This is a genomic window from Rhodobacteraceae bacterium S2214 (genome assembly GCA_025141675.1).
In the GTDB taxonomy this organism is placed as follows: domain Bacteria; phylum Pseudomonadota; class Alphaproteobacteria; order Rhodobacterales; family Rhodobacteraceae; genus Yoonia.
Genome location: CP081161.1, coordinates 311,233 through 324,500, shown reverse-complemented (window position 1 = coordinate 324,500; position 13,268 = coordinate 311,233). Strand labels below are relative to the sequence as shown.

Here is a 13,268-nt window from a genome sequence, read left to right as displayed (position 1 = left end):
CGATGCTCTGGTCCCTGATCAAAATTCTGGCTTTCATTCTTATTGTCACTGGCCTGACATACGGCGCGACCCAACTGCTCGAGGTGCAAGGCGGCGTTGCCCTGACCATCGGCGGGATCGAAATTACACTGTCGGTGCTAGAAGCGGTCTTTGCCTTTATCGCGCTGGTCGTTCTGGTGTGGCTGGGTCTGCGGTTGGTCAAATTGCTGATCGCGACGTTCAAGTTCTTGAACGGTGATGAAACCGCGATTTCGCGCTACTTCGACCGCAACCGTGAACGCAAAGGGTTCGAAGCGCTGTCCGAAGGGATGATGGCGCTGGCATCCGGTGAAGGTCACCTTGCGATGACAAAAGCGTCCCGCGCTGAACGTTACCTTGATAACCCGAAGCTGACGAACCTTCTGACAGCCCAAGCCGCTGAAATGGCCGGTGATCGTCGTAAGGCCGAGGCGACGTACAAAAAGCTGTTGGCAGATGACAGCACGCGCTTTGTTGGTGTGCGCGGTATTCTCAAGCAAAAGCTGGATGATGGCGAAACCGATACGGCGTTGAAACTGGCGCAAAAGGCGTTCGCGCTGAAGCCAAAGCACACTGAAACACAGGACGTTCTGATAAAGCTGCAAGCTGAGAAAGAAGACTGGAAAGGTGCGCGCGAAACGCTGAATGCGAAACTGAAAGCGGGATCATTGCCGCGCGATGTGCACCGTCGTCGTGATGCCGTTCTGGCGCTGTCCGAAGCCAAGGATATCCTGAACGAAGGCAAAGATGTTGAAGCCCGCGAAGCTGCGATTGAAGCGAACCGGATGTCACCGGATCTGATCCCAGCTGCTTGTATGGCTGCCCGTGGTTACGTTGCCGCTGGCAATGCGCGCTATGCGTCACGTGTGATTGTAAAGGCGTGGACCGCCCAGCCGCACCCTGATTTGGCGGCTGCCTTTGCCGAGATTGCACCGGATGAAACCGCCGCTGCACGTCTGAAGCGTTTCAAAACGTTGACGAAAGTGAAGCCGGATCATCCCGAAACGAAGATGCTGTTGGCCGAATTGAACATCGCCGCAGAGGACTTCCCAGAAGCAAAACGCGCGCTTGGCGATCTTGTCACAACGGATCCGACTGCGCGTAGCCTGACACTTATGGCGGCGATTGAACGCGGTGAAGGCAAAAGTGATGAAGTTGTTCGTGGTTGGTTGACCAAAGCGCTGACCGCATCACGTGGTCCGCAGTGGGTCTGTTCAACATGCCAGCACGTGCATCCGGTTTGGGTGCCTGTGTGTGACAATTGTTCTTCCTTTGACACATTGGCGTGGACGACACCGACAAAGGGCGATGTGGCGATGCCATCTGGAACTGAAATGCTGCCGTTGATTGTTGGTCAGTTGGCGAAGCCTGCGGAACCAGAAGATGTAGCGACCCCTGATAACGATGTTATCATTGTTGAAATCGAAGACGCCGAAGAAGTTGTCGATGCGCCAGAGGTAGATGCCGCGGCTGAGACCGATCCAAAACCAGGTCATGTCAGATAAAAACCTATGCCGCGCTGTTTTTACGACGGCGCGGCGGTAGCTTTTTTATCTTTTGCGTTGCTTGAAGCCAGTCAGGCACATCGCTTGCTGGCATCGGATGCGCCACGCCGAACCCCTGAATGTGATCGCAGCCAAGCGCATTGAGCACGAGCCGTTCCTCGGGTGTTTCGATCCCCTCCGCCAACACATCAATCCGTAAAGAATGCGCTAACCCGATCATCGCGGATGTGATGCGAGCGAGTTCGGAATATAGATGGACGTCTTTGACAAAGCTGCGATCAATCTTGATCCGGTCCACCCTGAAATGCCGTAGGTTTGATATCGACGCATGGCCTGTTCCAAAATCATCCAGCTCCACTTTGATACCTGCAGCGGACAGATTTTTGATATTCTCGATCATGCGCTTTGATGTGTTATCAATCATCGCGCTTTCGAGAATTTCGACGCTGATCTTGCTAGGATCGACCCCCGCATCGCTTGCCGCGAACAGAATGGTATCAACCAGATCGACATCTAACAGGCGGCTTGTTGTCAGGTTCAGGGAAACCTGTGGCACGTCGAGCCCTTGATCAATCCATGTACGGAGCGTGGTAAAGGTGCTGACCATCAGGTGCTGATCAAGCTGATCGAGCAATCTTGCATCTTCGGCGGCAGACAGGAAATGGAATGGTGTTAGCACCCCGCGTGAAGGGTGATGCCATCGCGCCAAGGATTCAAAACCAACGATTTTGCCCGATCGTCCTTCGACCTGCGGCTGGAAATACGGTCTGAATTCCCCTTTTTGCAGACCCTCGCGCATGTCCGATTGTAGTTCTTCGACCTTCTCAATCTGGGTTCGCAATGTGGGCGAAAAGAACCTGCTTTTACCGCGCCCGCCATTCTTTGCAGTGTAAAGGGCGAGATCAGCGTTCCGAATGTATGAATCAAGCGGCAGACCATCCGCAAAATTACCTGTTTCGATACCAACGCTCGCCCCTGCGTAGCATTCCTTGCCCTCTACGATGAAAGGGGTGGAAATAGTGGCGATCAATTGATCGGCAATGTCCTTTAGCGCGTCGGATTCGAAGTCGCCGAATAGCAGAAGGACGAATTCGTCCCCACCCGTCCGCGCGACAAACATGTTGGGATGATCGGTGGATATCATCGCGGATGACGCGTGGCGCAGCGCCTTGTCACCGGCCGCATGCCCCATCGTGTCATTGATGATTTTCAAACGATCCAGATCGATCTGCATCACAGCGACGTTGCTATGGGGCCAATGTCCTGCGTCGTACCGTTGGATATGGTCATACAATGCGCGCCGATTTGGCAAACCAGTCAGTTCATCGACAGACGCCAATCTGGATGCGCTTTGATCCCCGATCTGGCCAACATGTCGGGCCGCCGCCAATAACCCGTCTATCGTTTGATGCAATTCTTCGGTCACGATCCGCATCAGTTCGCGCAATTCCGTTGTTTCGGGGCGTTGGTCAAACAGAAGCTGAGTGCAGATGCTAATGCCGATGTCTTCAAAGCATCGGAACGAATCCTCAGTTTGGCGCGTAAACGCTTTTGACATGATCTGAATGAGGTGGCTGTCGCTTCCGTACAGAATGTGATCACCTGCATTCCGCAAACGGGCCCACAAACCAGATATTTCACGCAATCGCTGACGCACAACACGTGCGTCGTTTGGCCCGCTATCGGACAATGTACTGGCAGATAAGCACAACATCGCGAAATTATGGCTGGCAAGACGCAGGTTATGCACTTCGTCTAGCAGCACACTGAAACGGGCCATGTGAAATGAAGTATGGCTTGTCGGTCGTTGTGTTTCTTTAGGTCCCACTGTCAGCAGCACCTTTCAGCATGGTAGTGCAAACCGCATTGAGTGCAGTCTGCCACGCATCCTGATGTGCAAGGGTCCAGTGATTATCCATGAGCGCAGAGATCGTTTCGATCAGAATCTGTGACACCAGTTCGTAATGTTCCGGTTCAGCGCCGTATTGCACGTGTCTGGCGCCCAGTTGTTTCAGCGCGTCCGTGATTTCACCAAGGTCGTCTGCACTTTCCACAACCATGACGATGGAATTCCAAAGTTTTTCGCTTTGGTTGAACATGTCGTCCGGAAACAGGTTTCGGATGCTTGGTGCGGCTGAAAACAGGTTTGCATAGAACGCATTTGTTGCCGCCACATTGGTTTCGGCAATGCGTTCGGCGGAATCCCTAATGAGATCAATTTGATCGTCCGTTAACATGAGGTCCACGTTCTTCATCCGTTACGACGCCGAACATAACCCACATTTCCTAAGATTAAGTGACCCCAACCCAGAATGAAAAAGGCCCCGCAAACTGCGAGGCCTTCTGTTGTTTTCAATTGGTCTTAGCTGGCTTTCGAAACAGCCCGTCCGGTCATGACTTTGACCAGATGTGCCCGATATTCAGCGGTCCCGTGCAGGTCGCTGATCAGATCATCCGCTGGGACTGTCAGATCCGCCAGGGCGTCTGCCGAGAAGTTCGCGGAAAGCGCTTCTTCTGCGGCCGTCCAGCGATGCACGCCATCATTGGATGCGCCTGTCACGGCGACGCGTACACCGTCCGCGTATTTGGCGACAAACACCCCAACCAGCGCAAAGCGTGACGCAGGCTGCACGAACTTTTCGTAGTGCGCCTTTTCCGGAACTGGAAAAGATACCGCTGTGACGATCTCGCCTTCTTCCAGTGCCGTCGTGAACATTCCTTGGAAGTAGTCGTCTGCTGCGATTTCACGTGTGTTTGTCACGATCGTCGCACCGGATGCCAAGGCTGCCGCAGGATAGCACGCTGCAGGGTCGTTGTTAGCGATTGATCCGCCAATGGTCCCGCGATTGCGCACGGCAGGATCGCCAATGTTGGCCGCAAGACCGGCGAGCGCTGGATAGATCGCGCCTGCCTCGGATGCGACGGTCGCATGGATAGTTCCACCACCGATCCGCAGATTGCCGTCCTCCGACGACATGCCCTGCATTTCAGCAATACCAGACAGGCTGACCAGCTTTTCCGGGCTGGCAAGCCGTGCTTTCAGCGTCGGGATCAGCGTTTGACCGCCGCCCAGCGCCTGTGCGTCTTCGTTTGCCAACGCCGCGGCGGCGTCTGCCACCGTTGCGGGCCGTTCAATGTCAAATGCATACATGGTCCGCTCTCCTTATTCAGCGTTGTTCATGGCAGCCCAAACCCGATGCGGGCTGACAGGCATGTCGATGTGCGTGACGTTATTACCGCCGGACTGTAGCGCGTCGATTACGGCATTGACCACCGTTGGCGGTGACCCAATTGCGCCTGCTTCGCCGCAGCCCTTTACACCCAATGGGTTATGCGTACAGGCATTCCCCTGGCTATGATCGACGATGTAGTTCGGCAGGTCATCGGCACGCGGCATGGTGTAATCCATGTAGGACGCAGACAAGAGTTGCCCGTTTTCGTCGTAGGTCGTGTTTTCAAGCAACGCTTGCCCGATCCCTTGACCCAGACCCCCATGCACCTGACCGGTCACAACCATCGGGTTGATCACGTTACCGAAGTCATCGACGGCCGTCATCCGGTCTACACGCACTTTGCCGGTTTCGGGGTCAACTTCGACCTCGCAGCAATAGGCACCCGATGGGTAGGTGAAGTTTGCAGGGTCGTAGAAGGCTGTTTCTTCAAGACCCGGTTCGATGTCTTCGAGAGGGAAGTTGTGGGGGATGTAGGCCTTCAACGCGACTTCGCCGAAGCTGACCTTTTTGTCGGTCCCAGCGACAGAGAATTCACCATCCGTGAAGTCTATATCACCTTCCGCTGCTTCCAGCATATGGGCTGCGATCTTCTTCGCTTTGTTGATGATTTTCTCGGTTGCCCGCACAACAGCTGACCCACAAACCGCCAAGGAACGTGACCCGTAGGTCCCCATTCCGAACGGAATTTTGGATGTATCACCGTGAACGATGTCGATGCTTTGTGGGTCGATGCCCAGCATTTCAGCGACCACTTGTGGGAACACCGTTTCGTGGCCTTGGCCGTGGCTGTGCGCACCGACCATGACGGACAGATTGCCAGTCGCGTTTACACGGACAGTTGCGGCGTCATACAGCCCAACGCGCGAGCCGAGGATACCAACAAGGTTTGACGGCGCGATGCCGCAGGCCTCGATATACGCGTTCACGCCGAAACCACGCAGCATGCCTTTGGCTTCGGATTCCTTGCGACGGGCTTCGAAACCAGCCTTATCGGCGACCTCTTCCATCTTATCCATCAGGGCGTCGTAGTTGCCTGAATCGTATTCAAGACCAGCCGCTGACGCGAAGGGGTATTGATCCGGTTTGACGAAGTTCTGACGGCGCAGCTCAATCGGATCGCGACCAGTTTCACGGGCCGCCATGTCGATGACACGCTCTAGCGAATAAGTCGCCTCTGGCCGTCCGGCACCACGGTACGCATCGACGGGAGCAGTGTTGGTGAACACTGCTTTGACGTTCACGTAGACCAGCGGCACCGTGTAGTTGCCCGCCATCAAAGTGCCATGCAGGAAGGTTGGCGTCGCGGTGGAAAAGTTTGACAGATACGCGCCGACGTTGGCGTGTGTTTCTGTGCGGAAGGCAAGGAAATTGCCGTCCTTGTCCAACGCCAGCTCAATCTTGGTGACGTGATCGCGACCATGTGCATCCGTCAAGAACGCCTCTGTCCGGTCGGCGGTCCATTTGACTGTGCGGCCCAGTTTCTTGGCGGCTGCCAGAACAAGCGCTTCTTCACCGTAGTGATAGATCTTCGACCCGAAACCACCGCCTACATCTGGGGCAATCACAGTGAGCTTGTTCTCAGGAATGCCCATCACAAACGCAGAGATTAGCAACCGTGTCAGATGCGGGTTCTGCGATGTGGTGTGCAGCGTGTAGTCGCCAGTACCGGGGTGATAATGACCGATGGAACACCGTGGCTCCATTGCGTTTGGCACAAGACGGTTGTTGACCAATTCCAGCGTCGTCACGTGATGGGCGTTCTTGATCGCCTCATCGGTTGCCGCGCGGTTGTCTTCGATCCAACCCCAGTCGAAACACTGGTTTGTCCCGATTTCGTCATGCACATAATTGTCGCCAGCAAGGGCGTCTTTCATGTTCACGACTGCGGGCAGTTCTTCGATATCTACCTCAATCGCCTCAACCGCATCACGGGCCTGCGCGACTGTTTCAGCGATGACAGCGGCGTATGCGTCGCCGACGTGCCGGACCTTGCCATGCGCCAGAACCGGACGCTTTGGTTCCTTCATTGGTTCGCCATCGCGGCTGTTGATCAGCCAGCCAGCGGGGTTGCCGCCAACCTCTGCGAAATCTTCCCCAGTGAAGATCGCAAGAACGCCGGGCATGCCAGCGGCTGCTGTTGTATCGATTGATTTGATAACACCGTTCGCCACGGTTGAGCGTGCAAACACAGCCGCGCATTCGGCATTTGTTTGGATGTCATCGGTGTATGTTCCTGATCCGGTTAAGAACCGGACGTCTTCGCGGCGCGTGGTTGCTGCGCCAATTCCACCATCTTTAGGCATTTACGTTCCTCCCTTTGTCCATCGCGCCCTCCTCGACACGACGTCCAAATTTTCTAGAAATTTGCTTACTCCGCGGCGATTGCGCTGACATCTTGACCCGATGCCGCCAAAATCGCTTTGACGATGTTGTGGTAACCGGTGCAGCGGCAGATGTTGCCTTCAAGGTGCTCGCGCACTTCCTGTTCGGTCGGTTTCGGGTTTTCCTTGAGCAGTGCAGCCGTCGTCATCACCATGCCCGGTGTGCAGAATCCGCACTGCAGGCCGTGGTGATCCTGAAACGCCTGTTGGATCACGTTCAAAGACCCGTCTGCATTCGCTTGGCCTTCAATCGTGGATACCTGCGCGCCGTCCGCTTCTGCTGCAAACATCGTGCAGGATTTCACCGCTTTACCGTCGACATGCACAACACAGGCGCCGCACTGCGACGTATCACAGCCGATGTGAGTCCCCGTCATGCGCAAGTCTTCACGCAAGAAGGACGACAACAATGTGCGCCCTTCTACGTCTCCGGAAACTTCTTTTCCGTTGATGGTCATCGTGACTTTTGTCATCGCATCCTCCCTTGGATTTCTTGTCTCAGCTGCCCGTCATGCGCCGGAACCAGCCTTTCTTTTTTGTATCGTCTTCTGCGTCGGCCGCATCTGGATCGGGTGGTTCCACCGCATCCTGAAAGTTCGCAAAGAACTGATCGGCCATCTTTTTGGCAAAGCCGTCGATGATCCGCGATCCCAGCTGCGCGAGCTTGCCACCGACGTTTGCTTCGACTTCGTAATGCAGGATCGTGGCGTCGCCATCGGCCTCTAGCCGCACGTTCGCGCCGCCCTTGGCAAAACCCGCTGGCCCACCTTTGCCTTCGCCCGTCATCACGAGGCTTTCGTTCTCGACCATGTCGGACAATTGCACTGCGCCTTTAAAGGTCGCCTTCACTGGCCCCACCTTTTGCACGACTGTAGCTTCGAATCCCTCTTCGGGGGATCCGGACATTTCGGTGCATCCTGGTACGCATTCTTTCAACACGTCAGGGTTCAGAAGCCCTGCCCAGATTGTGGTCACGTCCGCTTGAATTCTACGGCTATCGGTTAATTTCATAAGGTATTCCGTTTTGCTTGCGCAGCTTAGCCTAGGACCCCGATCTTCTTGGCGATATACGACCAAGGGCTTAGTGACGCAGGAGTCGTGTACAGATGATGACACCAAGACTGCGCTTCGCCAAAACATTTCTGCGGTCGTGTCACAAGGCGCCCTTAGACCTTTGGTGTATTGGCGTGGCTGCAATTGGCTGATTTACTGGCGTTATGACAAATGATCTTCAAACTGCTTCCGCCGATACGCGTTTTGCGCACACCCGCGGCTGGGCATTGATCATCGACGACCACCCGCTTTTTTGTGACGCGTTGAAATTGACGCTTAGCGCGTTGGATGACTTCACCGAAGTTGTCACTGCCGACTGTATTGAACAGGGGCTTCGTGTTTTGGCGGACAGGGGATCACCCGGTCCTGCGTTGATATTGCTTGATCTGAATTTGCCTGACGTCAGTGGTCTTGATGGATTGATCCGCATCAAGCGTGCTGCGGAAAAAACCCCCGTCGTGATCGTGTCGTCGATGACCGACAACGCGATCATCAGCGGGGCGATTGCGGCTGGTGCGTCTGGATTTGTACCAAAGCATTCCGGCAGGGCCGTTTTCAAAGAAGCCTTGGCCGCGATTGCGCTGGGCGGCGTTTATAAGCCCGCAGGTTTTGTCGAATCGGCCCAAGGGGATGATCTGGAACAGGTTCTGACCCGACTATCGTCTTTGACGAACCAGCAGGGGCGTATTCTGGAATTGATTTGCGAAGGCAAGCTGAACAAGCAAATCGCGTTTGATCTGTCGATCGCGGAAGGCACCGTTAAGGTCCATGTCACCGCGATCATGCGTAAACTGGGCGTGCAGCGCCGGACACAAGCGGTGTTGGTCGCGCAAGAAGCGCGGTTCTTTAACAGATTGCCAAACGGAGAGACCTGATCATATCTTTCGGTCAGGGAGAAACGACAATGACGACGACGGGGGGAGTCCGCCAGAGCGTGCTCTGTAAGGCGGAGGTGCGGTGTACAACAACCGCGCCAGTCAAAGCATTACGGCAACTGCTGGGTGATGAACCGCTTGCGCTATTGGCGCTTTTCGTCACGTCGCAGGCCGATTTTCCAAGCGTTGTTGCGGAAGCTGGCCAACTTTATCAGGATACTGATGTCGTTGCCTGCACTACGGCGGGCGAAATTGGCGCAATGGGTTACGATGATGGTTTGATCGTTGCGGTCGGCTTTCCAGCCGCTGATTTCGCGTCCAAGTCTTTGGCTTTTACCGATCTCGAGAACTTTCAGGTCGAATTCGAAATGGACCGCGTCGCCCAAGAACGCGTCGCCTTGCAAGACCGTAGCCCCGAGATGGAAGAAGGGTTTGCCTTCTTGATTGTTGACGGCTTGTCCCTGCGTGAAGATGCGCTGACGACGACGATTTCACCTGCACTGCGCGATATGCCGTTGTTTGGTGCGTCGGCTGGGGATGGCGCGGATTTCACTGAAACGCTGGTCGCTTTGAACGGGCAAATCATGGCGAACGGTGCTGTCTTGAACATGATCCGCAGTCGCCACCGCACCAAAGTGTTCAGCCTTGATCACCTTGTGCCGACAAACACACAGATGGTTGTGACGAATGCTGATCCAGAACTGCGGATCGTGAAATCGATCAACGCGGAACCCGCTGGTCGCGAATATGCGCGGATTGTAGGTAAGGACCCTGAACAGCTTGACCGGTTTACGTTCGCGTCGCATCCCGTGGTCGTACGGATTGGTGGAGATCACCATGTGCGCGCCATTCAGCAGGTTAACGACGCGGGCGAATTGGTTTTCTTTTCTGCGATTGATGAAGGCATGGTTTTGACGGTGGCGACTCCCCAGAATATGGCCAGCCATCTGTCGGATAAAATGGCAGACATGGCCGCTGATCAACCGTTCACGGATATCATCGGGTGTGATTGCATCCTGCGTCGTATTGAGGCCGAGCAAACCCAAATGACGAACGAATTATCGTCCATCATGGCCAAGAATAACGTGACCGGCTTTTCCACATATGGCGAACAAATTGGCCCGTTGCATGTGAACCAAACGATGACTGGCGTTGCCTTTTATCGCAAAGATAGCACCGTATGTCGATCGTAAACCCGAATGATCCGTTAGAACGGCAGAACGAAAAGTTATTGGTGATTGCCCAGTCGTTGATGCGGCGTGTCGAACAGAAGAACGATCAGTCGGGGTTGGCGTATCAGCAGTTTGAACGCGCGGCGTTGCTTGAAACGCAGGTGCGGCAGCGAACGCAGGAACTGGAACGGACGCTTGATCTGCTACAGGATTCCAATGCGCGGTTGGAGCAGGCGAATTTCGAAACCGAAGCTGCGCGAACGAACATCACCGAAGCGATTGAAACGATTAACGAAGGCTTTGCGCTGTTTGATCCGGATGAACGGCTGGTGTTGTTCAACAGTCGGTTTTGCCGTGATATCGCTGATGTTGCCGACGATCTGGCCGAAGGATTACCGTTTCAGGAATACGTCGAGCTCGTTTCGCGAAGCCCGCATTTGGCGCACGAAAGCGGGGAAAGCCCTGCAGATTGGGCTGCTGCCCGTTTGTCCCGTCATAGCCACGACCACGTTGTGTTTAACGTCCGACTGAGATGGAACCGCTGGTTGCAGATTTCCGAACACCGCACGGCGCGGGGCGGGACGGTTATTCTGCAAACAGATGTGACCGACATGATGCGGTCCGAACGGCAACAGCGTGATCAATTGCTGGATCAGCAAGCGCGCATTCTACAGGCCACGCTTGATCACCTGAACCAAGGGGTCTGCATTTTCAACCACGACAAAGAACTGGTCGGTTGGAATAAAACAATGAGCGATTTTGCTGCGATGCCGGCCGATGAAAGCGTACATGGGCTGACGTTTTCGGCGCTATTGGACAACATCCGTAACGAATTGACCTTCCATGATGGCTTTGACGACGCGCGGTTGTCGCGCTGGGCCAATCGTCGGTCGCGGCGCAAGCCGATTGCGTTCGAAGTCACCCGAAATGATGTCCAAATCCTAAGCGTCTTTGCACAGGAAATGCCGGATCGGGGTTTTGTGATTAGTTTCACCGATGTCACGTCGGAACGCCAAGCGGCGCGGGCGCTGTTCGACATGAACGAAACACTGGAAGCGGGCGTAATTGCGCGGACCGAAGAACTAGGTGTGGCGCTGGCCGAAGCGGAACGTGCGAATGCGTCGAAATCGCGCTTTGTTGCGGCTGCATCGCATGACCTTTTGCAACCGTTGTCTGCCGCTAAATTGTTCATGTCGTCTCTGTCGGATCAGTTGGATACGCCGCAAACCCTGAGCGTTCTAGGCAAAGCAGAGACTGCGCTTGCTGGCGTTGAAAACATCATCGCCGCCTTGTTGGATATTTCCAAACTGGACGCGGGCAAAGCCGTGTTCGATGTTCAGCCTGTCAGATTGTCTGCGATTTTTGGCCCGTTGCGCGATGAACTAACACCTGTGGCGGCGGCAAAAGGTCTATCCCTAACGATCATTGAAAGCAGCCTTAGTGTGCAAAGCGATCCGGGGTATCTGCGACGGATCATGCAGAACCTGATTTCCAATGCGATCAAATATACGAGGGCTGGCCGCGTTTTGGTTGGGGTGCGCCGCCATGAAGGTTCAGCGCGCATCGAAGTGTGGGACACCGGACCGGGTATCGCGGACAAAGACCAGCAAGCCGTGTTTCAAGAATTCGAACGATTGGACCGGGCGACACCGAATGACGGGCTTGGCCTTGGGCTTGCGATTGTTGATCGCGCGGCAAAGGGCCTTGGTCATGATTTGAACCTGCGGTCCGAAATCGGGCGCGGCAGTTGTTTTGCGGTGGATACGAAGATCGCGCTGGGCAGCGGTGATACCCTTGTGTCAATTCCGCAGTTTCAGGCGGATTGGGGAGATGCGCTTGACGGGATGATCGTTCTGTTGGTGGAAAACGACGCGCAGTTGGCCACAGCCATGACATTCATGATGGAAAGCCACGGAGCAGAGGTTCTGCCAGCAAGCAACGCGCAAGACGCGAAAGACTTGCTCGAAGAAATCCAATTGGTGCCTGATGTGGTCTTGCTGGATTTTCAGCTTGGCAGCGATGTGACCGGCATTGATTTGTATCGCGATCTACAAGCGGCTTACGGGAATGTGCCTGCGGCTGTTATTTCGGCGGATCACAGTCAGGCGTTGCGTCGCGATTGCGCGGCGCTTTCGCTTAAGCTGCTGGCAAAACCAATCGACAAGGAAAAGCTGCTAAGTTTCCTTGTCGTGCTGCGAGAAGAAGGTGTTGAACAAACGTGACGGATTTTGATTGGGACGATGCATTCGCCAATTCAGCCTACATTCCGGGATCGGAAACCTTTCCGGATCGCTGGACATCCGAGGCCGCAGCATACCGCAACAGTGGCATCCAGATTGAACAAGACATCGCATATGGCGCAGCCCCGCGCGAAGTGTTTGACCTGATTTTACCGGATGGGGCACCGCAGGGCTTGGCCGTGTTTGTGCATGGCGGCTATTGGATGCAAACCGATAAATCCATGTGGACGGCATATGCCGAAGGGGCGCGTGCGCGGGGTTGGGCAGTGTGTTTTCCAAGCTATACACTGGCCCCAGAGGCGCGCATCAGCGACATCACCAAACAGATCACTGCCGCGATTGCCCATACAGCGACTTTGGTGTCGGGACCTATTCGTATCGCGGGGCATTCGGCAGGTGGGCATCTGGTTGCGCGGATGGTTTGTGCCGATAGCCAGATTGCGGATCGTATTGACCACGCGTTGTCGATCAGCGGCGTCCATGATCTGCGCCCGTTGATGCAGACAAAGATGAACGCGACTTTGCGTCTTGATGAAGCAGAGGCTGACCGCGAAAGCCCGGCTTTGTTGAACCCACATCCGACGGCCCGGATCACCGCGTGGGTTGGTGGCAATGAACGCCCCGAATTTATCCGCCAAGCGCAGTTGTTCGGGCGGGCATGGTCAGCGCAAGGCGCGCAGATCACCTGTCAAATCAACGAAGGTCGCGACCATTTCTCGGTGATTGAGGGGTTGAAGGACCCTGACAGTCGGATCACACATGCCTTTGTTGGCTAACGAAGGACGCGTATC

At 55.0% G+C, this 13,268-nt stretch carries 11 protein-coding genes; 5 read left to right on the top strand and 6 right to left on the bottom strand.

Translation table 11 applies throughout. The features are described 5' to 3' along the window. The first annotated feature begins 2 nt into the window (after nucleotides 1-2). Nucleotides 3-1,523 carry a tetratricopeptide repeat protein gene (locus K3729_01480; protein UWQ99496.1) on the top strand — a complete coding sequence of 507 codons (1,521 nt, stop codon included), beginning with the start codon at nucleotides 3-5 and terminating at the stop codon, nucleotides 1,521-1,523. Nucleotides 1,524-1,527: 4 nt separating this feature from the next. Here the strand turns inward: K3729_01480 and K3729_01475 are convergent, their stop codons facing one another. From K3729_01475 to K3729_01450, 6 genes are all read right to left on the bottom strand, one after another. After that, on the bottom strand, nucleotides 1,528-3,303 hold the full coding sequence (locus tag K3729_01475; GenBank protein ID UWQ99495.1) for an EAL domain-containing protein: 1,776 nt from the start codon (nucleotides 3,301-3,303) through the stop codon (nucleotides 1,528-1,530). A gap of 37 nt (nucleotides 3,304-3,340) precedes the next feature. Then, a complete protein-coding gene (locus K3729_01470) occupies nucleotides 3,341-3,769 on the bottom strand; it encodes a hypothetical protein (GenBank protein UWQ99494.1) in 429 nt (142 codons plus the stop codon). 116 nt (nucleotides 3,770-3,885) lie between these two features. Beyond that, entirely contained in the window at nucleotides 3,886-4,674 is a 789-nt protein-coding gene (locus K3729_01465; protein ID UWQ99493.1) for an FAD binding domain-containing protein, read from the bottom strand. 12 nt (nucleotides 4,675-4,686) lie between these two features. Continuing rightward, nucleotides 4,687-7,059, bottom strand: coding sequence for a xanthine dehydrogenase family protein molybdopterin-binding subunit (locus K3729_01460; protein ID UWQ99492.1), 2,373 nt, complete (start codon nucleotides 7,057-7,059; stop codon nucleotides 4,687-4,689). 65 nt (nucleotides 7,060-7,124) lie between these two features. After that, nucleotides 7,125-7,610 carry a (2Fe-2S)-binding protein gene (locus K3729_01455; GenBank protein ID UWQ99491.1) on the bottom strand — a complete coding sequence of 162 codons (486 nt, stop codon included), beginning with the start codon at nucleotides 7,608-7,610 and terminating at the stop codon, nucleotides 7,125-7,127. A 25-nt stretch (nucleotides 7,611-7,635) separates the two neighbouring features. Then, entirely contained in the window at nucleotides 7,636-8,148 is a 513-nt protein-coding gene (locus tag K3729_01450; protein ID UWQ99490.1) for a carbon monoxide dehydrogenase subunit G, read from the bottom strand. Between the two features lie 206 nt (nucleotides 8,149-8,354). Between K3729_01450 and K3729_01445 the strand changes: the two genes are divergently transcribed. From K3729_01445 to K3729_01430, 4 genes are read left to right on the top strand one after another with little or no spacing between them, the layout of a single operon-like run. Next, the gene (locus K3729_01445) at nucleotides 8,355-9,065 is read left to right on the top strand and encodes a response regulator transcription factor (GenBank protein UWQ99489.1); all 711 of its coding nucleotides are present in this window, start codon (nucleotides 8,355-8,357) and stop codon (nucleotides 9,063-9,065) included. Between the two features lie 29 nt (nucleotides 9,066-9,094). Next, complete coding sequence (locus K3729_01440; GenBank protein ID UWQ99488.1) at nucleotides 9,095-10,258, top strand: FIST C-terminal domain-containing protein; 1,164 nt, start codon at nucleotides 9,095-9,097, stop codon at nucleotides 10,256-10,258. Further along, nucleotides 10,246-12,459: a PAS-domain containing protein gene (locus tag K3729_01435; GenBank protein UWQ99487.1), complete on the top strand. Its 2,214-nt coding sequence runs from the start codon at nucleotides 10,246-10,248 to the stop codon at nucleotides 12,457-12,459. Before K3729_01440 ends, K3729_01435 begins: the two co-directional genes overlap by 13 nt. Beyond that, entirely contained in the window at nucleotides 12,456-13,253 is a 798-nt protein-coding gene (locus K3729_01430) for an alpha/beta hydrolase (GenBank protein ID UWQ99486.1), read from the top strand. The genes K3729_01435 and K3729_01430 overlap by 4 nt, the downstream gene beginning before the upstream one ends. The last annotated feature ends 15 nt before the right edge of the window (nucleotides 13,254-13,268 follow it).